This window comes from Stenotrophomonas maltophilia group sp. msm1 (genome assembly GCF_032025805.1).
Lineage (GTDB): Bacteria > Pseudomonadota > Gammaproteobacteria > Xanthomonadales > Xanthomonadaceae > Stenotrophomonas > Stenotrophomonas hibiscicola.
Window position 1 is genome coordinate 632,058 of record NZ_JAVSKH010000002.1, and the last position, 23,070, is coordinate 655,127.

General features: G+C 66.5%; 16 protein-coding genes. 12 read left to right on the forward strand and 4 right to left on the reverse strand.

What is annotated here, in order from left to right; all coding sequences use genetic code 11:
• The first annotated feature begins 18 nt into the window (after nucleotides 1-18).
• The 9 genes from ROV95_RS10575 (at nucleotide 19) to ROV95_RS10615 (ending at nucleotide 13,548) form a co-directional block, all read left to right on the forward strand.
• Nucleotides 19-270 (forward strand): BolA family protein, encoded by a 252-nt coding sequence (locus ROV95_RS10575; RefSeq protein ID WP_032953611.1) that lies wholly within the window; start codon nucleotides 19-21, stop codon nucleotides 268-270.
• 149 nt (nucleotides 271-419) lie between these two features.
• Nucleotides 420-1,457, forward strand: coding sequence for a LacI family DNA-binding transcriptional regulator (locus ROV95_RS10580; RefSeq protein WP_019660462.1), 1,038 nt, complete (start codon nucleotides 420-422; stop codon nucleotides 1,455-1,457).
• 76 nt (nucleotides 1,458-1,533) lie between these two features.
• A complete protein-coding gene (locus ROV95_RS10585) occupies nucleotides 1,534-4,590 on the forward strand; it encodes a TonB-dependent receptor (RefSeq protein ID WP_312544301.1) in 3,057 nt (1,018 codons plus the stop codon).
• Between the two features lie 243 nt (nucleotides 4,591-4,833).
• Nucleotides 4,834-6,438: a glucoamylase family protein gene (locus tag ROV95_RS10590; RefSeq protein WP_019660460.1), complete on the forward strand. Its 1,605-nt coding sequence runs from the start codon at nucleotides 4,834-4,836 to the stop codon at nucleotides 6,436-6,438.
• Between the two features lie 4 nt (nucleotides 6,439-6,442).
• Nucleotides 6,443-7,783: a sugar ABC transporter substrate-binding protein gene (locus ROV95_RS10595; RefSeq protein ID WP_019660459.1), complete on the forward strand. Its 1,341-nt coding sequence runs from the start codon at nucleotides 6,443-6,445 to the stop codon at nucleotides 7,781-7,783.
• Nucleotides 7,780-8,661, forward strand: a complete 882-nt coding sequence (locus ROV95_RS10600) for a sugar ABC transporter permease (protein WP_312544304.1) — start codon at nucleotides 7,780-7,782, stop codon at nucleotides 8,659-8,661. The genes ROV95_RS10595 and ROV95_RS10600 overlap by 4 nt, the downstream gene beginning before the upstream one ends.
• Nucleotides 8,658-9,494 carry a carbohydrate ABC transporter permease gene (locus ROV95_RS10605; RefSeq protein WP_111097843.1) on the forward strand — a complete coding sequence of 279 codons (837 nt, stop codon included), beginning with the start codon at nucleotides 8,658-8,660 and terminating at the stop codon, nucleotides 9,492-9,494. The genes ROV95_RS10600 and ROV95_RS10605 overlap by 4 nt, the downstream gene beginning before the upstream one ends.
• Complete coding sequence (locus tag ROV95_RS10610) at nucleotides 9,491-12,658, forward strand: discoidin domain-containing protein (protein WP_312544306.1); 3,168 nt, start codon at nucleotides 9,491-9,493, stop codon at nucleotides 12,656-12,658. Before ROV95_RS10605 ends, ROV95_RS10610 begins: the two co-directional genes overlap by 4 nt.
• Before the next feature lie 2 nt (nucleotides 12,659-12,660).
• Entirely contained in the window at nucleotides 12,661-13,548 is an 888-nt protein-coding gene (locus ROV95_RS10615) for an endonuclease/exonuclease/phosphatase family protein (protein ID WP_312544307.1), read from the forward strand.
• 117 nt (nucleotides 13,549-13,665) lie between these two features.
• Here ROV95_RS10615 and ROV95_RS10620 read toward each other — a convergent pair whose 3' ends face one another.
• Nucleotides 13,666-16,956, reverse strand: coding sequence for an Rne/Rng family ribonuclease (locus tag ROV95_RS10620; protein ID WP_312544308.1), 3,291 nt, complete (start codon nucleotides 16,954-16,956; stop codon nucleotides 13,666-13,668).
• Between the two features lie 407 nt (nucleotides 16,957-17,363).
• Between ROV95_RS10620 and ROV95_RS10625 the strand changes: the two genes are divergently transcribed.
• Nucleotides 17,364-18,338 carry an RluA family pseudouridine synthase gene (locus ROV95_RS10625; protein ID WP_312544310.1) on the forward strand — a complete coding sequence of 325 codons (975 nt, stop codon included), beginning with the start codon at nucleotides 17,364-17,366 and terminating at the stop codon, nucleotides 18,336-18,338.
• A 539-nt stretch (nucleotides 18,339-18,877) separates the two neighbouring features.
• On the opposite strand, the gene zupT is transcribed toward ROV95_RS10625, so the two are convergent.
• From zupT to ROV95_RS10640, 3 genes are all read right to left on the reverse strand, one after another.
• Entirely contained in the window at nucleotides 18,878-19,687 is an 810-nt protein-coding gene (gene zupT, locus ROV95_RS10630; RefSeq protein ID WP_019660453.1) for a zinc transporter ZupT, read from the reverse strand.
• 98 nt (nucleotides 19,688-19,785) lie between these two features.
• Entirely contained in the window at nucleotides 19,786-20,202 is a 417-nt protein-coding gene (locus ROV95_RS10635; RefSeq protein ID WP_312544311.1) for an energy transducer TonB, read from the reverse strand.
• Nucleotides 20,199-20,549: a 4a-hydroxytetrahydrobiopterin dehydratase gene (locus ROV95_RS10640; RefSeq protein WP_005410315.1), complete on the reverse strand. Its 351-nt coding sequence runs from the start codon at nucleotides 20,547-20,549 to the stop codon at nucleotides 20,199-20,201. Before ROV95_RS10640 ends, ROV95_RS10635 begins: the two co-directional genes overlap by 4 nt.
• A gap of 90 nt (nucleotides 20,550-20,639) precedes the next feature.
• Between ROV95_RS10640 and ROV95_RS10645 the strand changes: the two genes are divergently transcribed.
• Both ROV95_RS10645 and ROV95_RS10650 read left to right on the forward strand, forming a co-directional pair.
• Nucleotides 20,640-21,239 (forward strand): NfuA family Fe-S biogenesis protein, encoded by a 600-nt coding sequence (locus ROV95_RS10645; RefSeq protein WP_312544312.1) that lies wholly within the window; start codon nucleotides 20,640-20,642, stop codon nucleotides 21,237-21,239.
• 10 nt (nucleotides 21,240-21,249) lie between these two features.
• On the forward strand, nucleotides 21,250-23,016 hold the full coding sequence (locus ROV95_RS10650) for a hypothetical protein (protein WP_312544313.1): 1,767 nt from the start codon (nucleotides 21,250-21,252) through the stop codon (nucleotides 23,014-23,016).
• Nucleotides 23,017-23,070: the final 54 nt, after the last annotated feature.

The following is a 23,070-nucleotide window of genomic DNA, read 5'->3' on the forward strand; positions in this document are numbered from 1 at the left end:
GCGGAGCGGATCGAGCGGATGCGTGACGCACTGCAGCAGGCGCTGGCCCCCAGCGTGCTGGAAATCGAAGACGACAGCCATCGTCACGCCGGTCATGCCGGTGCACGCGATGGCCGCGGCCATTTCAACGTGCATGTGGTCAGTGAGCGCTTCGCCGGGCTGGGTCCGCTGGCCCGGCACCGCGCGGTCTATGCCGCGCTGGGGTCGATGATGGAGACCGATATCCACGCGTTGTCCATCCGCGCGCAGACCCCGTCAGAACAGGGCTGAGCCCTTGTCCCACGCTGTCCTGGCGGGTCCTTCATGGGCCTCGCCACGGACAGGTTTTCATGTCCATTTCGGGACATTCGCCTAACGGACTGTTTACAAGCCCAGATGGAAACGCTTACATTCCGCGCCAATGCTGGTAGGTCCAAGCCGTGGAGGGCGGCTTCGTGAACAAGGCAGCTATCACAATCAAAGACGTCGCACGCGAAGCCCGGGTCTCCGTGGCCACGGTTTCCCGCGCGCTCAACGGGCATGAAAATGTCGCCGAACCGGTCCGCCAGCTTGTGCTGGAGGTGGCCGCACGGTTGCGTTACACCCCGCACGCCGCCGCCCGCAGCCTGAGCAGCCGCCGCACCAATACGGTGGGCGTGGTGCTGCCTGACCTGTACGGCGAATTCTTCTCCGAGTTGATGCGCGGCATCGACGGCGTGGCCCGCAACCGCCGCCAGCACCTGCTGGTGTCCAGCTACCACGGCGACCAGGAACAGCAGGGCGCGGCCCTGCGTGCCATGCGCGGCCGCGTCGACGGCCTGCTTGTGCTCTCGCCCTACGCCGAGAGCCCGGGCTTCCTGACCGACAACCTGCCGCAGTCGCTGCCGACGGTGTTGATCAATACCTATCTGCCCGGGCAGGACCACCCGGTGCTGAGCATTGATGACCACGCAGGTGCGATGGCGATGACCCGCCACCTGCTGGACGCCGGCCACCGTCGCATCGCTTTCATTTCTGGCCCGGATCTCAACTTCGACGCGCGCGAGCGCCTGCGCGGCTTCCGTGACGCGCTGGTGGCTTTTGGCGGTGGCGCCGAAGGCATCGAGTTGCCCGGTGATTTCGACGAAGCTTCCGGCCATCGTGCCGGTCAGGAGTTGCTGGCAGCCGGAGCGCTGCCCGATGCCGTATTCGCCGCCAACGACATGATGGCCCTGGGGTGCCTGTATGCATTCACCCAGGCCGGCGTCCGTGTGCCCGCCGATGTTGCCCTGGCGGGTTTCGATGACATTCCACTGGCGCGTTTCGTCCACCCGTCGCTGACCACCATGCAGGTCAGCATCGCCGAGCTCGGCGACCGGGCCATGACGCGTCTGATGCAGTTGATGGACGGCACCTCCACGGATGGGGCAGGGGACAAGCAGACCCTGGTTCCCCGCTTGATTGTTCGCGATTCCACCACTCCGCCATCCGGCCGTTGAAGCCAGAGGCGTTCCTTCTTTTTTGATTGATCGCAGGGACCGCGCAAGCGGTTACCGCCACCCGGAGATTGAGTTGATGATGCATACCACCTTCCGCATGCCGGCGCGCCGGCTGCTGAGCACCGCACTGGTCAGCTGCCTGATGCTGGCTGCCGCCCCCAACGTCATGGCGCAGTCGGCCAACGCCAGCCTGCGCGGCCAGGTTGCCGGCGCCCAGGCAGGCACCGAAGTGACCGCCACCAACGTGGCCACCGGTACCGTCCGCCGTGGCACCATCCGCGCCGACGGCAGCTACTCGCTGATGGGCCTGGATCCGGGCACCTACAACGTGGTCGCCAACGGCCAGACCCAGAAGGTCACCGTCACCGTGGCCTCGACCGCGACGCTGAACTTTGCCGGTGCCGCCAGCAGCACCCCGGGTTCGACCGCGGCCACCAACCTGGACACCGTCAACGTTGTTGCGCCGACCCTGCTGCAGGAAGTGCGCACCTCCGAAGTCGGCAAGACCGTCAGCCTGCAGCAGATCCAGACCACCCCGCAGGTGTCGCGCAACTTCCTGGAGTTCGCCGACGCGGTGCCGGGCCTGATCTTCACCCGCGACGCCAAGGGCAACACCTCGCTGCGCGGCGGCGCCACCAATGCCGATGGCACCAACGTGTACATCGACGGCGTGGGCCAGAAGAGCTACGTCAAGGGCGGCGGCGTGGCCGGCCAGTCCGGCAGCGCCGGCAACCCGTTCCCGCAGCTGGCCATCGGCGAATACAAGGTCATCAGCGGCAACTACAAGGCCGAGTATGGCCAGGTGTCGAGCGCCGCGGTGACGGCTGCAACCAAGTCCGGCACCAATGAGTTCAAGGGTGAGGCGTTCTACCGCTACACCGATGAAGACATGCGTGCCAAGACCCCGGCCGAGCGCCAGGGTGGCAAGGAGAAGATGGTCTCGGCCGAGAAGGAATACGGCTTCGCCCTGGGCGGCCCGATCGTCCAGGACAAGGCGCACTTCTTCGTGACCTACGAAGCCAAGCGCTTCGACCTGCCGGTCACCATCGCGCCGGATGGCGCGGTCACCGGCGCTGCCGGCCTGCTGCCGCCGGCCGGCGCCGCCGGCCTTGGCCCGGCCAGCCAGCCGTTCCAGCAGGACCTGATCTTCGGCAAGATCGACTTCGAGCCGACCGACAACGATCGCATCGAGCTGACCTTCCAGGACCGCGACGAAACCCAGTCGCAGTTCAGTGGCCAGACCTCGCCGGAAGCCGGCCGTGAAGTGGTCAACACCGACCGTCGTTACGCCCTGCGCTGGAACCACAGCGGTGAGCGCTACTACAACGAGTTGATGGTCACGCACGAAGACTCGTTCAACAACCCGACCCCGCTGACGCTGGCCAACGGCATCACCTACACCGCACCGGACGGCCCCGAAGACCGCACCATCGTGAAGATCGGTGGCGCCTCGGCACTGGATTCGCAGGTGAAGGGCCAGAAGGGCTGGTCGATCGAAGACAACCTGACCCTGGATGGCATCCAGTGGGCCGGTGACCACACCATCAAGATGGGCGTGAAGTACAAGGCGATCGATCTGTACGCATCCGATGCGGCACAGATCAACCCGACCTTCACCTACTCGCTGGGCGATCCGGACTTCCCCGATTCGATTCCGTACAAGGCGCAGTTCGTCAAGCCGGTGACCGGCGTGTCCGGCGTGTCCGGCGAAGTGCGTTCGAAGTCCAAGCAGTACGGCGTGTTCATCCAGGACGACTGGCAGGTCAACGACCACCTGCAGCTGAACATCGGCCTGCGCTGGGACTACGAAAAGACCCCGTCCTACCTGGACTTCGTGACCCCGCAGCAGGTGGTCGACGCCATCTATTCGCAGGATCCGCGCGCCCCCGCCGGCCAGACCTATGCCGATTCGCTGGCACTGGGCGGCCTGGACATCAGCGACTACATCAGCAACGGCCACAACCGCAAGGCATTCAAGGATGCCTGGCAGCCGCGCCTGGGCTTCTCGTATGACATCAATGCCGACGAGCAGCACGTGATCCACGGTGGTGCCGGCCGTTCCTACGACCGTGACCTGTTCGACAACCTGCAGCTGGAAACCACCAAGCTGGCCCTGCCGCAGCCAACCATCTACTTCCGCAACCCGGCCACTGGCGCCTGCATCAACGGCCAGGCCGCCTGCTATGACTGGAACCCGAACCTGCTCAACGGCATCGGCAACCTGCAGGCACTGGTCGGCGCGACCAGCAATGCCGGGCTGGAGGTTGACCTGCTGAACAACAAGCTGAAGGCGCCGTACTCGGATCAGTTCAGCCTGGGCATGAGCAACCAGATCGGCGACTGGCTGACCGATGCCACCATCGCTCGTACCCTGAGCTACGACGGCTTCGCCTTCACCCTGGGCAACCGCTACCCGACCGGCCAGTTCTTCGATGATCCGCGCCTGTGCGGCGGCACCTCCGCAGGCCTGAGCCAGGCCTGGAGCTGCAACGTGCCGGGCTTCGGCAGCCTGATCATCGGCCAGCAGGGCATCAAGACCCGCGCCACCCAGGTCCTGTTGTCGGCACAGAAGCCGTTCACCAAGGAAAGCGGCTGGGGCACCTCGATCGCCTATACCTGGACCACTGCGCGCCATAACCGCGACATCAACGAGAAGTATGCGTTCGATCGCGGCCTGATCGGTGACTACCCGACCATCCGCTCCAACGGCGCGCCGCGCCACCGCCTGGTGGTGACCGGTTCCTACGCGGGCTTCTGGGGCATCACTTTCGGCGGCAAGATCACCCTGGCCACCCCGACCGCCGTCAACGACTGGTACCCGGTGATGCAGGCCAGCGGCTACACCCTGCCGACCCCGCAGGCGGCCGTGCCCAACGCCACCGGCAAGTTCCTGGTGGGTGGCAAGATCTTCGGCTACCGTTCGGTCGACCTGCAGGCGACGAAGACGTTCAAGCTGGCGGGCAACACCGAGCTGTACGCCCGCCTGGACATCATCAACGTGTTCAACTTCGACAACTTCTCCACCTACAACTACGTCAAGACCAACGGCAAGCTGCAGGCCAGCTACAACGAGACCGGCGACATCATCGGTACTCCGCGCCAGGTCAAGGCCGAAGTGGGCTTCCGCTTCTAAGCCCGGGCGGTGATGCATGACCCGATGCCGCCGGCTCGCTGGCGGCATCGGTCAAAACGGCAATGGCCGGCCCTGTGCCGGTCCATTGCCCACGCCGCTGCCGGCCAGGGGGCAGCGGCGTGGGCAATGATCGCGGTGTCAAGCCACGTTTTTCGTGGTTTTTTAAGAACGCACCTTGTAAACGATTTCAGATCATTGGACGTTATGCTTTCCCATCGATCAGACCACCGGAGGAACCGCGCCATGCAGGCACGCCATCTGTTGTCCGCCGCAGCGCTGAGCCTGGCCGTGGCCGCCTGCCAGCCGGCCCAGCAGGAACCTGCCAAGCCCCGCCCGCCGGTGATCCTGATCGAGGCCGACGCACCGCCGCGGCCGATGAAGCCGGAGCTTCCGCCGCTGTTCGATGACATCGAACGCCGCACCTTCCAGTTCTTCTGGGACACCACCAACGAAGTGAACGGCCTGACCCCGGACCGCTACCCGTCACGGCCGTTCGCCAGCATCGCCTCGGTCGGTTTCGCGTTGACTGCCTATCCGATCGGCATAGAAAACGGCTGGGTCAGCCGCAACCAGGCCATCGACCGCACGCTGACCACGCTGAAGTTCTTCCGCGATGTGCCGATGGGCCCGCAGCGCACCGGCAAGGCCGGCTACAAGGGCTTCTACTACCACTTCCTGGACATGCAGGAAGGCCGTCGCTACGACAGCTGGGTCGAACTGTCCTCGGTGGATACCGCACTGCTGATGATGGGCGTGCTGTTCGCGCAGTCGTACTACGACGGCGATGATCCGCGCGAGAAGGAGATCCGCCAGATCGCCGACACCTTGTACAAGAAGGTGGACTGGCCGTGGCTGCAGCAGCGTGCGCCGCTGATCTCGATGGGCTGGTTCCCCGAGAGCGGCTTCATCGACCACGACTGGATGGGCTACAACGAGGCGATGATGGTCTACATCCTTGCCCTGGGGTCGCCCACGCACCCGGTCAGCCCGGATGCGTGGACGGTGTGGACGCGCACCTACGACAACGACTGGGGTGTTTACCAGGGCCAGGAATACCTGTCCTTCGGCCCGCTGTTCGGCCACCAGTACAGTCACGTCTGGATCGACTTCCGCGATATCCAGGACGCATACATGCGCGAGCGCGGCAGCACTTATTTCCTCAACAGCCGCTCGGCTGCGCTGGCCCAGCGCGAATACGCCATCGCCAACCCGATGCAGTGGAAGGAGTATGGCGAGAATGTGTGGGGCCTGACCGCCAGCGATGGCCCGCAGAACACCACGCAGGAGTACCGCGGCGAGCAGCGCCAGTTCCGCCATTACTCCTCGCGCGGCGCTGGGCTGCGCGAGAATTTCGATGACGGCACCATTGCCCCGACTGCTGCGATCGCCTCGGTGGTGTTTGCGCCGGAGCAGGTGATCCCGGCCACGCTGGAAATGCACAAGCGCTACGGCGACTACATCTATTCCAGCTACGGCTTCCTGGATTCATTCAACCCCAGCTTCAACTACGACATCCCGATCAAGACCGGCCGCCTGGTGCCGGATCGCGGCTGGGTCGCCAGCGATTACATCGCCATCGACCAGGGACCGATCCTGACCATGATCGCCAACTACCGCAACGATTTCGTGTGGGAGGTGATGAAGAAGAACCCCTACATCCGCAAGGGACTGGAGCGGGCAGGGTTCAGCGGTGGCTGGCTGGCGCCGGAAGGCGCGTTCCAGCCGCTGGAGCTGCAGAAGGACGAAAAGGCCGCGGCGGCACGCGCGGTGGGTATCGCCGAATCACGCGCGGCTGCCGCGCAGGAACAGAAAAACAATGCCAACCGCAACACAGGGCAGGGGAAGTAACCCGGTGCCGAACTGGATCGACCGCCTGCGCCGCTGGGCGCTGCCCGCCCTGGCCGCTTTGGCCGTGGCCGGCTGCGCCCGCACCGAGCCTGGAACCACCACCGTGCGCTTCTGGGCGATGGGTCGCGAAGCCGAGGTGGTCAGCGAGCTGATCCACGAGTTCGAGGCCGAGAACCCCGGCATCAAGGTGGATGTGCAGAACATCCCGTGGACGGCAGCGCACGAGAAACTGCTGACCGCGTTCGCTGCCGATGGCCTGCCGGATGTCTGCCAGCTCGGAAACACCTGGGTGCCCGAGTTCGCCGAGCTCGATGCGCTGACACCGCTGCAGCCGTTCGTCGATCACTCGGCGGTCGTTGATGAAAAGGACTACTTCCAGGGCATCTGGGATACCAACGTGATCCACGGCGAGCTGGTGGGCGTGCCGTGGTACGTCGATACACGCCTGATCTACTACCGCAAGGACCTGCTGGCCAAGGCCGGCTACGACCACCCGCCGCGTACCTGGGCCGAGTGGGACGAGCAGATGGCGGCGATCAAGCGCATGCAGGGTCCGAACCGCTACGCGGTGCTGATGCCGATCAATGAGTTCGAGCAGCAGTTGTCCTTGGCACTGCAGCAACCCGATCCGCTGCTGCGCGACGATGACACCCGCGGCAATTTCGCCAGCCCGGGGTTCCGCCGCACGCTGGCCTTCTACGCCAACATGTTCGAGCAGGGCTGGGCGCCGAAGATGTCCGAGACGCAGATCTCCAACGTCTGGGACGAGTTCTTCCGCGGCTTCAACGTGTTCTACATCTCCGGCCCCTGGAACATCCGCGAGTTCAAGAAGCTGCAGCCGAAGGAACTGGAAGGGCAGTGGGGCACTGCCGCGCTGCCGGGGCCGGACGGTCCCGGCGCCGGCATCGCCGGTGGTACCAGCCTGGTGATCTTCCGCAAGTCGCAGCAGAAGGAAGCGTCGTGGAAGCTGATCGAGTTCCTGTCGCGGCCGCAGATCCAGGCGCGTTTCCATTCGATCATCGGCGATCTGCCGCCGCGCCGCAGTACCTGGAACGCACCGTCGCTGGCCAACGATCCGCTGGCAGCGGCATTCCGTGACCAGCTGGAGCGGGTCAAGCCGACGCCGAAGGTGCTCGAATGGGAGCGCATCGTGCAGGAAATGCGCATCGTCACCGAGAAGGTGGTGCGCGGTGGCCTGCCGCAGGACAAGGCCGTGGAAGAACTGGACCAGCGCGTGGACAAGGTGCTGGCCAAGCGCCGCTGGATGCATGAACAACAACGCCTGCAGCAGCGCGCACCGTCGTCGCAGTCCAGCAGTGCCGTAGCCGCCGGGAGCGCGCAATGAAACGTACTTCGCTTGCGGGCTGGATCTTCGCCGGGCCCTCGTTGATCGTGCTGGGCGTGTTCTTCGGCCTGCCGGTGGCTTCGGCGCTGGCGCTGAGCGTGACCGACTTCGACCTGTATGCCCTGGCTGACAGCAGCAACCTGCGGTTTGTCGGCCTCGGCAACTACATCGACCTGCTGCAGACACCGATGTTCTGGAAGTCGCTGTGGAATACCACCTACTTCGTGTTGATCGGTGTGCCCTTGTCGATCAGCGTGTCGCTGGGCGCGGCGATGCTGCTGAATGCACCGGCCGCGCGCTTCAAGGCGCTGTTCCGCACCGCGCTGTTCGCGCCGGTGGTGACCACGCTGGTGGCGGTGGCGGTGATCTGGCGTTACCTGTTCCACACCAGCTACGGCCTGGTGAACTATGGCCTGGGCCACCTGGGCATCAGCCCGATCGACTGGCTGGGCGATCCCAGCTGGGCGATGCCGACCATCATGCTGTTCGCGGTGTGGAAGAACTTCGGCTACAACATGGTGATCTTCTTGGCCGGCCTGCAGGCGATCCCGCATGACCTGTACGAGGCTGCGCGCATCGACGGCGCCTCGCGCTGGAAGCAGTTCCTGCACATCACCCTGCCGATGCTCGGCCCGGTGCTGCTGGTGGTCGGGGTGATCACCGTGTCCGGCTACTTCCAGCTGTTCGCCGAGCCGTATGTCATGACCCGCGGCGACCCGCTGCAGAGCACCGTCAGCGTGCTGTATTTCATGTTCGAGGAAGGCTTCAAGTGGTGGAACCTGGGACGCGCCTCCGCCGTGGCGTTCCTGCTGTTCCTGATCATCCTGGCGGTGACCACCGTGATGCTGCGTTTCGGCCGCAAGAGGCAGTTGGTATGAGTCGTGAAATCGGCCAGTCGCGCTGGTACCCGTGGTTGATCAATGGTGCGTTGCTGGTGCTGGCCCTGGTCAGTCTGGCACCGCTGTTGTGGATGCTCTCGGTCTCGTTCATGCCGCAGGGCGAGGCCAGCCATTTCCCGCCGCCGCTGCTGCCTTCGAGCATCACCACGCACAACTACCATGAGCTGTTCGCGCGCACTGGCATGGGCGGCAACTTCGCCAACAGCCTGCTCGTCTCGCTGGCGATCACCTTTGGCTCGCTGTTGCTCAACACCATGGCCGGCTATGCGTTCGCCAAGCTCAACTTCGTCGGCCGCGAGCGCCTGTTCCAGGTGCTGATGGCGGCGCTGGTGATTCCAGCGCAGGTGGCGATGCTGCCGCTGTTCCTGCTGATGAAGCAGCTGGGCCTGGTCAACAGCTTCGGCGGCGTGATCGTGCCGGCGCTGGCCAGCGTGTTCGGCATCTTCCTGGTGCGCCAGTACGCGCGTTCGATTCCGGACGAATTGCTGGAAGCGGCCCGTATCGACGGGGCAGGGGAGCTGCGCATCTTCTTCCAGATCGTGCTGCCGATGCTCAAGCCGGTGCTGGTGACCCTGGCGATCTTCACCTTCATGGGCGCATGGAACGATTTCATGTGGCCGCTGATCGTGTTGACCGATCAGGAGCACTACACTTTGCCGGTGGCGCTGGCCACCCTCTCGCGCGAGCACATCATGGACGTGGAAATGATGATGGCCGGCGCGGTGGTCACCGTGGTCCCGGTGCTGGCGCTGTTCCTGGTGCTGCAGCGGTACTACATCCAAGGTCTGTTGCTGGGGAGCGTCAAGGGATGAAGCGAGCGATCGCCGTTGGACTGGGCCTTTTGTGGACTTCCCTGGCGATCGCCGCACCACCGGCACTGCCGGCGCCGAAGGTACTGGACGATTTCGACGACATCGGCGCCTGGAAGCTGGTGCTGTCCGACCAGGTCAGCGGTTCGCTGCGGCCGGTCAGTGGCGCTGGCGGCGGCCGCGCGCTGTGCCTGGACTATGACTTCCACGATGTCTCCGGCTACGTCGGGATCCGCCGCGCGCTGAACATCGAATACCCGGTCAATTACCGTTTCGGCTTCCAGTTGCGCGGTGATTCACCGGGCAACGACCTGCAGTTCAAGTTGATCGATGCCAGCGGTGACAACGTCTGGTGGGTCAATCGTCCCGGCTACAGTTTCCCCAAGGGCTGGACGCCGGTCGAGTACCGCCGCCGCCAGATCGACAAGGCGTGGGGTCCCTCGCCCGAGAAGGAGATGGCGCGCAGCGCCGCAGTCGAGTTCACGATCTACAGCAAGGTCGGCGGCCGCGGCACCGTATGCTTCGACAGGTTGACCCTGCAGGGGCTGCCACCGCAGGATGATTCGGCGCTGGTGCCGTCGGTGATTGCCGATACCGCCACCGCGCTGCAGGACCGCATGATCGACGGCAAGAGCGACACGTTCTGGATCAGCGGTGGCGTCAAGCAGCAGACCATCAGCCTGGACCTGCACAAGAGCCGCGAGATCGGCGGTGTCGTGATCGATTGGCTGCCGAACCTGGAAGCCAATCGCTACACCGTGCGGACGTCCGAGGATGGCCGGGACTGGCGCATCGTGCGCGAAGTGACCAGCGGTGCCGGTGGCCGCGACTGGCTTGCCCTGCCGGATACCGACGCGCGCTACGTGCGTTTCGATCTGCGCGATGGCCCGAACTGGCGCTATGGCATCCGTGACATCGCACTCAAGCCGCTGGCGTTCGCCGCCACGCCCAATGCCTTCCTTTCCTCGGTAGCCGCCGATCTGCCGCGCGGTTCGTTGCCGCGCGCGTATATGGGCGAACAGCCCTACTGGACCCTGCTCGGCCTCGATGGTGGCCAGGAGCAGGCGCTGATCAGCGAAGATGGCGCGCTGGAGCCGGCCAAGGGCAGCTTCAGCATCGAGCCGTTCATCCGCCTGGACGGCAAGCTGCTGGACTGGTCGAAAGTGGCTATCACCCAGTCGCTGCAGGATCACTACCTTCCGATCGCCACCGTCGACTGGGTGCATGAGAAGGCCGGACTCTCGGTGACCGGTTTCGTGCAGGGCACGCCCGAGCGTGCGCAGCTGGTCGGCCGCTACCGGCTGAGCAATCCGGACAAGGTCGCGCACGAATACACCCTGGCGCTGGCGATACGGCCGTGGCAGGTCAATCCGCCCACCCAGTTCCTTAATACCGTCGGAGGCTTCAGCCGGATTGATGCCCTGGATGTAGGTGAGCAGCTGGTCCGGGTCAACGGTGAGCCGCGGATCTATCCGCTGCAGGTACCGGACGCGCGCTTTGCCAGTACGTTCGATGGCAAGCTCGATGCGATGCATCTGGAAAGCGGCACGTACCCGGCGACCACGGCGGTGAAGGACAGCACCGGCATGGCGTCGGGTGCGCTGGTGTACACGATCAGGCTGGAGCCCGGGCAGAACCGTGAGGTGGCGGTGGTGCTGCCACAGACCGGTGGCTGGGCGCCGCAGGCGCTGGATGTGGCCAAGGCGCAGGCGCAGGTGGCCGAGCAATGGCGGAAGAAGCTGGGCGTGGTTTCGCTGCAGGTGCCTGCTGCAGGCCAGCCACTGGTCGACACCCTGCGCACGGCGGTGGCGCACATGCTGATCTCGCGTGTCGGACCGCGCCTGCAGCCGGGCACGCGGTCGTATGCGCGCAGCTGGATCCGCGACGGCGCGATGATCTCCGAGGGCCTGCTGCGCATGGGGCGCAGTGATGCGGTGCGCGATTACATCAACTGGTATGCGCCGTACCAGTTCGAAAACGGCAAGGTGCCGTGCTGCGTCGACGCGCGCGGCAGCGACCCGGTGCCGGAGAACGACAGCCATGGCGAGTTGATCTACAGCATCGCCGAGTATGGGCGCTACACCGGCGACAGCACGTTCACCGAGCTGATGTGGCCGCACGTGCAGGGCGCCTACAACTACATGGAGCAGCTGCGCGCCAGCGAGCGCACCGAGGAAAACCGCGCGCGCAACCCGGCGTTCTACGGGATGATGCCGGCCTCGATCAGCCATGAAGGCTATTCGGCCAAGCCGATGCATTCCTACTGGGACAACTTCTGGGCGCTGCGCGGCTACAAGGACGCGGCGCTGCTGGCGACCCAGCTGGGCAAGGTCGAGGCGATGCAGATCGCCGAATCGCGCGACCAGTTCCGTGCTGACCTGCAGGCCTCGCTGCTGTCGGCGATGCAGCAGCACAACATCGATTACCTGCCGGGCTCGGCCGAGCTGGGCGACTTCGACGCGACCTCCACCACGATCGCGCTTGCCCCCGGCGGCGAGCAGGGCCGGCTGCCGCAGCAGGCGCTGGAGGTGACCTTCGAGCGCTACTGGAACGAGTTCGTTGCCCGTCGCGATGGCAAGCGCGAGTGGAAGGACTACACCCCGTACGAATGGCGCAACGTGGCAGCGTTCGTGCGCCTGGGCTGGCGCGAGCGCGCCTGGCAGGCCACCGAGTTCTTCTTCAGGGACCGCGCGCCACAGGCCTGGAACCAGTGGGCCGAAGTGGTCTCGCGCACGCCGCGCAAGCCGTTCTTCGTCGGTGACCTGCCGCACGCCTGGGTGGCTTCGGACTTCGTGCGCTCTGCGTTGGACATGTTCGCTTACAACCGTGATCTGGACGATGCGCTGGTACTGGCCGCTGGCGTGCCGACCGCGTGGCTGCAGGGCGAGGGCATTGCCGTGCAGGGCCTGCGCACGCCGCAGGGGCAGTTGAACTACCGCCTGCAGCGCAGCGACAAGCAGCTGGTGCTGGAGGTGCAACCGGGCCTGGTGCCGCCGGTCGGTGGTGTGGTGCTGCCGTGGCCGTATGCTGGCGACCCGGGCGAGGCGAGCATCAACGGTGAAGCGGCCCAGTGGGTCAACAGAGAACTGCACGTGCACCAGCTGCCGGCGCGGATCGAGATCGACGTGCCGAGCGCAGTGCGCCGCGCCGAACGCAAGGGGCAGTAACGATGAAGCAGCAGCGGGCGAAGGTGCGCACGTCGGTGCGCGCCCTGGGGCTGGCCATTGCAATGGCATTGCCGGGCGTGATGATGGCGGCTGAACCGGCTGGCACGACTGTGGCGCCCGACGTTGTCAGCGCGCCGGGCATGAGCATGGTCACGTTCAACCTGCACCACGACCGCGAAGACTGGCCGAGCCGGCGCCGCACCATCCTGGCCGAGCTCAAGCGCCTGCAGCCGGATGCGGTTGCCCTGCAGGAAGTGATCCAGCGCCGCAACGTGCGAAACCAGGCGCAATGGCTGGCCGGCCAACTCGGCTACAGGTATGTGTTCGTGTCCACCGATCCGGTCGCGGCACCCAAGCGCTACGGCAATGCGCTGCTGACCCGGCGGCCGATCCTCGCTCAGGGCGATCATCTGCTGCAGCCGCTGGACGACTACCGCACCGTGGCCCACCTGCGCATTGACGTCGATGGCACGCCGGTAAACATCTACGCCACGCATCTGAACGAGCGCAGCGACGAGAACGGGCAGCGCATCCGTCGCACCCAGGTCGAAGACCTGCTGCGCTTCATCACTGCAACCTCGGCCGGTGCACCGGTGGTGATCGCCGGCGACTTCAATGCACTGGTGGATGCCGGCGACCTGAGCGAGCTGCGCAGCCACTACGGCGACAGCTACGGCAGCGTGCATGTCAACACCGATCTGTCCGCGGTCAGTACGCTCAACCGTCACTATTACCAGGCGCCGTCGCGGATCGACCACATCTTCTTCCAGCAGGACGAGATGGTCGCACGCGAGGCGAAGATCCTGTTCGACCAGCCCGATGACAGCGGTCGCTGGGCCTCGGACCACTACGGCGTGTGGACCCGCCTGCAGTTCGCGCCGAAACCCTGACGCAGGCACGCTTGGGTAGGTGCCAACCTTGGTCGGCACGGTTCGGCCCGACGCACAAACAAAAACGGCGGGGATCATTGATCCCCGCCGTTTCGTTTTCACGCTATCAAGGCGCGATCAGTTCGACGGAGGCGTGCGCTTGGCGGCCTCTTCGTCTTCTTCATCGGCCCTGGCTTCTGCAGCCTGCGCTGCGGCGCCGGCATGGCCATCGGCGACCGGATCGATCGACGGCGTCACCACGGCTTCGGCGACCGGGGCAGCGGCCTCGATCGGCGCGGCTTCCACCGCCACCGGCGCGACCGGCTGTTCCACGATCGGCGCAGTCTCGACGACCGGCGTGGTTTCAACGGCCGGGGCGGCCTCCACCACCGGGCCACTCTCACTGGCCACCGGCTTGGTTTCAACCACCGGGGTTGCTTCAGCCACCTGCGGCTTCGATTCCACGACCGGCGCGGCCTCGACCGCGACCGGCTTCGTTTCGATCACCGGAGCGGCTTCAGCCACTGCGGTCGTTTCAGCCACAACCGGCTTTGTTTCGATCACCGGCGCGGCAGCGTCCACCACCGGAGTGGCGTCGGCGACCGGCTGAACCGGGGTCGCAGCGTCGATGGCATCGAGCATGCTGGTCTGCACCGGCGAGGACACCGTTTCAGTTTTCGCAGCAGCCTCGGCCGGCGCCTGCGCTTCAGCCGCGACGGGGGCGGCGACTTCGACCACGGCGCTGCTCACCACCGCAACCGGTGCGGAAACCGCAGCGGCGGCAGCGCGGGCCGGCTTCCCGGCTTCGATGGCGATCGGCTCGACTTCGTCATCGAAGTCGAACTCCGGCTGCGAACGGACCGGCTGCACCGCAGCAACCGGAGCGGTTCCGGCGGTGTTGTTGACGCTCGGCTCGGCGCCGTCGGTGTCTTCACCGTCATCACCATCGTCCTGGTCATCGCCCAGGGCGTCGCTGCCGACGGCATTCTCGGTGCCACCGCGACGACGGCGACGGCCACCACGACGGCCACGACGACGGCGGGTTGCGCCTTCGCCTGCCTGCTCGCCATTGGTGTCGGTTGCAGCCTCCTCGCCGGCAACCGCAGTCACCTCGGCCGCGCTGCCAGCGTTGGCAGCGGTGTCGGCCGACGCAGCAGCGGCTTCCACCGGAGCGGCGGGTGCCGGAGCAACCGGCGTCACCGGCGCGGTGGCTTCCAGCGCGTTCACCCCGTTGGCGGCGACGGCCGTAGCGGCTACGGCTGCCGCTGCGGTCACGGCTTCGGCAGCTGCTTCGGCGGCATTGCGCTGCGGCTTCTCGGCCGGCTTGTCACCGTCCTGCTGCTGCGGGCGCGGCTGCTTGGGCTGCTTCAGCTTCGGCTGCTGGTTCTGGTTCTGGCCCTGCTGCTCGTTGCGCGGCTTGTTCTGCTGCTGCGGCTGCTGCTGGCCATCCTTGGGCTGCGGCTCCTTCTGCTTGCCCTGCTGCGGCTGCTGCTGCGCATTGCCGTTGTTGCCGTTGCGGCCGTCCTTGCGCTGCTCGCCGCGGTCCTTGCGGTTGCCGCCATCCTTCTGCTGCTGCGCGTTGCCATTGCCACGACTGTCGTCGCGACGGTCCTTGCGGTCCTTGTTGCGATCCTTGTTGCGGTCCTTGCGGCCACCGTCCTGCGACTGACGCGCCGCCGGAGCGGCCGGCGCCGGCGCCGGGGCCGGCTCGCCACCGAACACGCGCTTGAGCCAGCCGATCACGCCGCCGCTGGGGGCCGGGGCCGTCGGTGCGATCGCGACCGGGGCCGGGGCTGCCTTGGCCGGCTCAACTTCCTCGCGAACCGGGGCGGGCGAGGTGTGCTTGACCTGGGTCACCGCCGGCGGCGGGATGTTCAGCTGGCCCTTGGTCAGCGCGTGCACCGGCAGCTTGCGCGGGGTGCCGCGCTGATAACTGGGCTTGCTGCTTTCTTCACCCAACTCGTTCTCGCGCAGGCGGGTGACGGTGTAGTGCGGGGTATGCAGCTGCTCGTCTGCCACGATCACGATCGGCGCCTCGTGGCGCTGCTCGATCTCGCGCAGGGCGCTGCGCTTCTCGTTCAGCAGGTAATTGGCGATCTCCACGGGGGCCTGCACCAGCACCTGCCCGGTGTTCTCCTTCATCGCATGCTCTTCGGCGACGCGGATGATCGACAGCGACAGCGACTCGACGCTGCGCATGCGGCCGTGGCCGTCACAGCGCGGGCAGACGATCTGGCTGGACTCGCCCAGGCTCGGGCGCAGGCGCTGGCGGCTCATTTCCAGCAGGCCGAAGCGCGAGATGCGGCCGACCTGGACGCGGGCCCGGTCGTACTTCAGCGCGTTGGCCAAGCGGTTCTCGACCTCGCGCTGGTGCTTGTTGGAGGCCATGTCGATGAAATCGATGACCACCAGGCCGCCCAGGTCGCGCAGGCGCAGCTGGCGGGCCACTTCCTCGGCCGCTTCCAGGTTGGTCTGGAACGCGGTGTCCTCGATGTCGCTGCCCTTGGTGGCGCGCGAGGAGTTCACGTCGACCGCGGTCAGTGCTTCGGTCTGGTCGACCACGATCGAGCCGCCCGACGGCAGGCGCACGTTGCGCTCGTATGCACCTTCGATCTGCGACTCGATCTGGAAGCGGTTGAACAGCGGGATGTCGTCCTTGTAGTGCTTGAGCTTGCGCAGGGTCTGCGGCATCACCTGCTGCATGAACTCGCGGGCGTGCTCGTACATCTCCTCGGTGTCCACCAGGATCTCGCCGATGTCGGCGCGCAGGTAGTCACGCAGGGCGCGCACGATCAGGCGCGACTCCTGGTAGATCAGGAACGGAGCGGGCTTGCTCAGCGCGGCTTCGGCGATGGCGCGCCAGACGTTGAGCAGGTAGTCCAGGTCCCACTGCAGTTCTTCCGCATCGCGGCCGACGCCGGCGGTACGGATGATCACGCCCATGTCGTCGGGAATGTTCAGCTTGTCCAGCGCGTCCTTCAGCGCGGCCCGGTCTTCGCCCTCGATGCGGCGGGACACACCACCGGCGCTGGGCGAGTTCGGCATCAGCACCATGTAGCGGCCGGCCAGCGAGATGAACGTGGTCAGGGCGGCGCCCTTGTTGCCACGCTCTTCCTTGTCGACCTGGACGACGATCTCCTGGCCTTCCTTCAGCAGTTCGCGGATGCCGGCCTTGTTGTGGTCGACGCCGGCCTGGAAGTAGTCGCGGGAGATTTCCTTCAACGGCAGGAAGCCATGGCGGCCACCGCCGTATTCGACGAAGGCCGCTTCCAGCGAGGGCTCGATGCGGAAGATCCGGCCCTTGTAGATGTTGGACTTCTTCTGTTCCTTCGACGGCTGCTCGATGTCGATGTCATACAACGACTGGCCATCCACGATGGCAACACGCAGCTCTTCAGCCTGCGTTGCGTTGATCAGCATTCGCTTCATTGTTGCGTTCCTCGCAAGCGGCTACCGCGCGGAACGCCATGGGGTTTCGCCTCTGGACACGGCTCGCCGCCCATTCGCGCAAGCGCGGGGAGGGCGGCTTGGGTTTCCAGCGCTACGACACCACGGCAGGCCGCGGGAGCGCTTCACTCTTATGGGTTTTGGGTGTTGCAGGGCCGCAGGCAGCTGTCAGCCAGGCTGGAGCGCCACGCGGGACATGTTCAGCACGGTTGCGTGTCAGGCATCCGGCGATGGCCGGGAAGGCCGGTGAGCCGCTAACATGGCCGCCCCGCGGGCGGTGGTCGCGCACTGTGCCGGATTCGTCGGAAGCTGGGCTTCTGGCCCTGAGTAACTTCCAACGAAATCAATCCCTTATCTCGCCCCCCGAGTGTAACAGAATAAACAGCCTGATGACCGCCCAAGACCCCACCAAGCCCGCAGGCGACAAGCCTTCCGTGCGCATGATCACCGTTCCCGCCGACCGCGCCGGCCAGCGCCTGGACAACTTCCTGCTCGGCCAGCTGAAGGGGGCCCCGCGCAGCCTGGTCTACAAGCTGGTGCGCAGTGGCCAAGTGCGGGTCAACGGCGGTCGCGCCAAGGCCGAGCGCAAGCTGGAGGCGGGCGATGAGGTGCGTGTACCACCCGTGCGTCTCAGCGAGGAGGGAGACAAGGCTGGTCCACCTGAGGCGTTCATGCGCCGCCTGGAGCAGGCCATCGTGTTCGAGGATGCCCGCCTGCTGGCCCTGAACAAGCCCTCTGGCGTGGCCAGTCATGGCGGCAGCGGCATCAGCTTCGGGGCGATCGAGACCCTGCGTGCGCTGCGCCCGGGGCAGACCTTGGAGCTGGTCCATCGGCTGGATCGCGACACCTCCGGCCTGCTGATCGTGGCCAAGAAGCGCTCGGCGCTGAGTGAACTGCAGGCCCTGCTGCGTGAAGACCATGGCGCCGGCATCCGCAAGCGCTACCTGACCCTGCTGGCCGGGCGCATGCCCGATGGCGTGATGACGGTGGACGCGCCGCTGCACGTGGGCCTGCGCCAGGGCGGCGAGCGCCATGTGCAGGTCAACGCGATCGGCAAGGAATCGATCAGCCACTTCCGGGTGCTGGAGCGCCGCGGCGGCCATTCGTACTGCGAGGTGCGCATCGAGACTGGCCGCACCCATCAGATCCGCGTGCACGCCCAGCATCTGGGCCACCCGGTGGCCGGTGACGACAAGTACGGCGATCCGGCGGTGAACAAGCGGCTTCGTGAGCAGATCGGGCTGAAGCGCCTGTTTCTGCACGCGGCTTCGCTGGAGTTCGCGCTGGATGACGGCAAGAGCCCATACGTGCTGAACGCGCCGCTGGCCGATGAGCTGGTTGAGGCGCTGGACCACCTGCGCTGACGGCGGTTCGGCGGCGCCGGGTGCTTGGTCGGCGCCGTCGCTTCCCTGCGATGAGTGGGCTCGTCACTTTCTTTGCTCGTGCAAAGAAAGTAACCAAAGAAACACGCCGCCATCCGCGAGCCGGCGCTGCGCGCCGGTACCCTGCGCTCCTCGGTCCGCCGAGGGGCGGCGCGGAACTCGCTGCGCTCAGACACCCGCGCCTCTTCGCCCTCGCCGGACCTGCGGTGCTCGGCTCGCTACAAGGCGGACCTGACAGCCGCAGCGTAGACCCATACCCGCACGCAGCCCTTGTAGAGTCGAGCCACGCTCGACTCACGCGCGCAGCGCGGGCTTCGCTTTTTCATTCTTTCATCGCGCGGCTGGCACGCCTATAGCCTGTCAGAGGCCGGGCGAGGTGGGTTTGCGGGGGTGTAAGCGCCATGGATGGCGCGCCCAAGCCCCCAAGGTGAAGTGACCCCCGCAAACCCACCTCGGCCGGCCCAACCCGGAATGTCGCTCCGCCAGCCGCGAGGGGGCTCAGCCCGTTGGCCGGGAACCCCTCACCACTTGAACAACACCAGGCTGATCGCCAGGGTGCCCATGCCGGCCACCAAGCCATACACGGTTTCGTGGCCCTTGGCATAACGCTTGGCCGCCGGCAGCAGCTCATCCAGCGCAAGGAACACCATCACGCCGGCGATCAGTCCGAACACCCAGCCAAACGTGGCGTGCGACAGCGATCCTGACAGCAGCCAGTAGCCCAGCGCCGCGCCCACCGGCTCGGCCAGGCCGGACAGCAGGCTGGCACTGAATGCATAGGCCTTGTTCTGGGTGGCGAAGTACACAGGCACCGCGATCGCGATGCCCTCGGGGATGTTGTGGATGGCAATGGCAAAGGCCAGTGGCATGCCCACCGACGGGCTTTCCAGCGTGGCGAAGAAGGTCGCCAGCCCTTCCGGGAAATTGTGCGCGGTGATCGCCACCGAGGTCAGCAGCGCGACCCGTTTCAGGTATTCGCGGCTGTTTTCGCGGAACGCGGGGTCCTGCTTGTCCAGGCTGTCATGCGGATTCGGAATGAAGTGATCGATCAGCACGATGACGATCACGCCCAGCAGGAACGCCAGGGTGCCGTAGGTGAAGCCGCTGCGCTCGCCATAGGCCAGGGCGAACGATGCGATGGACTTGTTGAGGATTTCTGATAGCGACACGTAGACCATCGCGCCGCCGGCGAAGGCCAGGCCAAAGGCCAGCAGGCGCGGGTTGGGGCGGCGCGAGAACAGCACCAGCAGGCTGCCGATGGCGGTGGCCAGGCCGGCCGCGAGGGTGACCGCCAGTGCGATCCAGACATTTTCGGGGGGAATCTGCAGCATGTACCGACGCGGTCCTGGTCAACAGACAGCCGCCCCGGATGAGCCCGGGGCGGGGAGGGCGAGGCGGGCGTCGGCTGGCCTCGTCGGGGCGCGCGCGATCAGCCGCCGCGGCGCAAGCGTTCTTCGATCGCGAAGCACTGATCGGGCTTCGGCTGCGGCGGGTTGAAGCTGACCGGCACCTGGATGGTGGCCGGCACGGCAGCGCCGTTACGGGTGGCAGCCTTGAACTGCCAGCCCTGAACGGCCGTTTTGGCCAGTTCGTCCAGCTGCGGGTTGCCGGCGCCGGTGAGCAGGGCGACCTCGCTCGGCTTGCCGTCGGTGCCGATGGTCACCTTGAACGTGCTGGTGCCACCCACGCCCATGCAGGCCAGTTCAAACGGGTACTGCGGCGGCGGCGTCTTCACCGCGGCCACCTCGGTCGGCGCGGTCGCTGGCGGCGCCGGCGGCTCGGAGGCACCACAGCCGGCCAGGCCGGTCGCAGCGATCAGGGACAGGCTCAGCAAACGAATGTTCATGGCAGTTGCTCCGTCAGGGCCGAAGTCTTTGCCGCGCAGATGAAGTCGTTCTCGCTCAGGCCGCCCACATCGTGGGTGGAGAAGCGCACCACAGCGCGGTCGTAGTGCACGCCCAGGTCCGGATGGTGGTCCTCGCGGTGAGCAATCCAGGCCAGCGCGTTCACGAAGGCCATGGTGGCGTAGTAATCCTTGAAGCGGAAGGTGCGCGTCAGGGCCTGTCCGCCCTCGCTCAACTCCCAGCCGGGAATCTGCGGCAGCAGTTCGGCCAGGCGGGCCTCGCCGAGCTTGTGGTCGCTGCCTTTGCGTGGCACGCAACGGGCCTGGGCCAGTGGAATCAGGTCGGCCATGGGAATCTCCACCTCGTGTTGACTGAACAATGCGCCGGACGGTGTATAAACCGAATGAGCGGCTGACGCGTACTTGGCTAGAATAGCCTGATGATCCAGATCTCCGACACTGCCCAGACCCACTTCCGCAAGCTGATCGAACGCGAGGGCGTGCCCGGCATGGGCGTGCGCCTGAGCGCGGTCGACCCCGGCACCCCGCGCGCCGACGCCCGGCTGGAGTTCGCCGAACCGACCGACCTGCTCGGCGACGAGTGGGCGGTGGACTGCGAAGGATTCACCCTGTACGTCGATGCCGGCAGCGTCGGCTGGCTCGATGGCGCCGAGATCGACATCGTCGCCGGTACCGCCGGCACCCAGCAGCTGACCATCAAGGCGCCGCGCATCAAGGGTGAAGCGCCCGGTGATGCGGCCTCGCTGGTCGAGCGCGTGCACTGGGTGGTGGAGAACGAAGTCAATCCGCAGCTGGCCTCGCATGGCGGCAAGGTGGCCGTGCAGGAAGTCTCGGCCGACGGCGTGGTACTGCTGCGCTTCGGCGGTGGCTGCCAGGGCTGTGGCATGGCCGACGTGACCCTCAAGCAGGGCATTGAAAAGACCCTGATGGGCCGCGTGCCAGGCGTGACCGCCGTGCGCGACGCGACCGACCACGACAGTGGCCACGCGCCGTATATCCCTCGCGGCAACGCCGCCTGATCGCTGACGCGTGCCTCTGACCCGGGCCGAGCAGTTCATCGACCTGCTGCTGGCCCGCCAGCAGCCCCGCGTCGTCCTCGAGAAGACCACGCGCCTGCCTTATGGCTGGGCGCTGTGGCTGCGCTCGCTGGGGCCGCTGCCGCGGCCGTACCACGCGCGCGACGTGATCGCGGTATTGCTGCCCCGACCGTTGCCGGGGCCACCCGGTCAATCGCCGCAGCTGTCGCCGTGGCAGGCACTGCGCCGCTTGTTCTGGCAGGACTGGGACGCCGCGCCGCGCGACCAGCGCTGGATGCGTTGGGTCTCGGCCTTGGCCAGTGCGCTGCTGCATCTGCTGTTCTTCATGCTGCTGCTATGGGTGGCAGTGATCCGCACCTCGTCACCGGAAGACCAAGGCGCCGAGGGCGAGCGCTTGCAGGTGGAATTCGTCGGTCGCGCGAGCCAGCAAGGCGGTGGCGATCAGCCAGGTGCGGAAGCGGCGGCCGCTGCACCGCCGGGCCAGGTTGCAGCTGGCCAGAACGCAGGGGCCGCAACGGCGCCTGAGCCGCGTCCGGCGTCCGCGTCGGCAGCTGCGTCCGCACCCGCTCCGGCTGCAGTGGCCAGCGTGCCGCCGCCGCCCGCCGAATCCGAGCCGGCGCCGGTCGCGGCACCGCCGCCGTCTCCGGTGCAGGCCACCGAAGTAGCCGAGGCCAGTACGGATTTCGTGGTGCCACCTGTCAGCGTGCCGCGGACGGAGATCAGCATCGTGCCGCGCGACACGGTACCGACGGTGCGCGAGCGCAGCGTGCAGCCGGTGCAGGCGCCGGCGGCCCCGGCCGCACTGCGTGCGCCGGAGATCGCGGTGCGGACGCCGCAGCTGCGTGACATCCCGGTGCAGGAGCGTGAAATCAGTACGGTCGATGCACCGGCGATATCGCAGCCGCTGCGCACGGCCGATGTACAGGTCCGTGTGCCGCAGCGCGATGTGCAGGTGCGCGAGCGTGAAGTGCAGGCCGTGGTCGATCCGCAGGTACGGATGGCTGCTGTGGCCGGGCGCGAGCCGACCGTGCGAGCGCCGGCAGGCCGTGACCTGCAGGTGCGCGAGCGCGAAGTTGCGTCGGCACCCGCGGCGGCGCCTTCAACGTCAAGTGGCAGCGCGCCAGCGGCAACGCCGGCGCCTGCGGCCAGTAGCACTGCAACCCAGGCCAACAGCAGCACGCCACGGCCATCCGCCTCCAGCACGAAACCGGCCCAGGCCGGAGCGCGCCCGGCCCCCGATCCGGGCAACTGGGCCACGCCCGCCAAGGGCGACGACTGGGGTGCATCGAGCCGCAACCATGACGGCGCCGACAATGGCGCCCGGCAGGCCAGCGCCACCGGCAAGGGCAGTGGCCTGTTCAACGCGGATGGCAGCGTCCGCGTGCCGGGCCAGGAAGGCGATGGACGTGCCGAGCGCGGTGCGCCCGGTGGTGCCAACGATGGCTGGAGCAAGGAACGCATCGCGCAATCTGGCACCTGGTTGAAGCGACCGCCTTACGACTACACGCCCACGTCATTCGACAAATACTGGGTCCCGCAGGAATCGCTGCTGGCCGAGTGGGTGCGCAAGGGAATAAAGGCAATGGAGATTCCGTTGCCGGGTACCAATACGAAGATTTCCTGCGTGATCTCGATCCTGCAGGCCGGTGGTGGCTGTGGCCTTACGAATCCGAACATGCAGGACCAGCCGGCCGTGGCGCGGCCACCGCCGGACATTCCGTTCAAGAAAGAACTGCAGGAAGATAACGGGAGCCGGTAGGCCAGGGAGCGCGCCACGCCCTGGCAGGCTCGCCTGGGTAGGTGTCAATCTTGG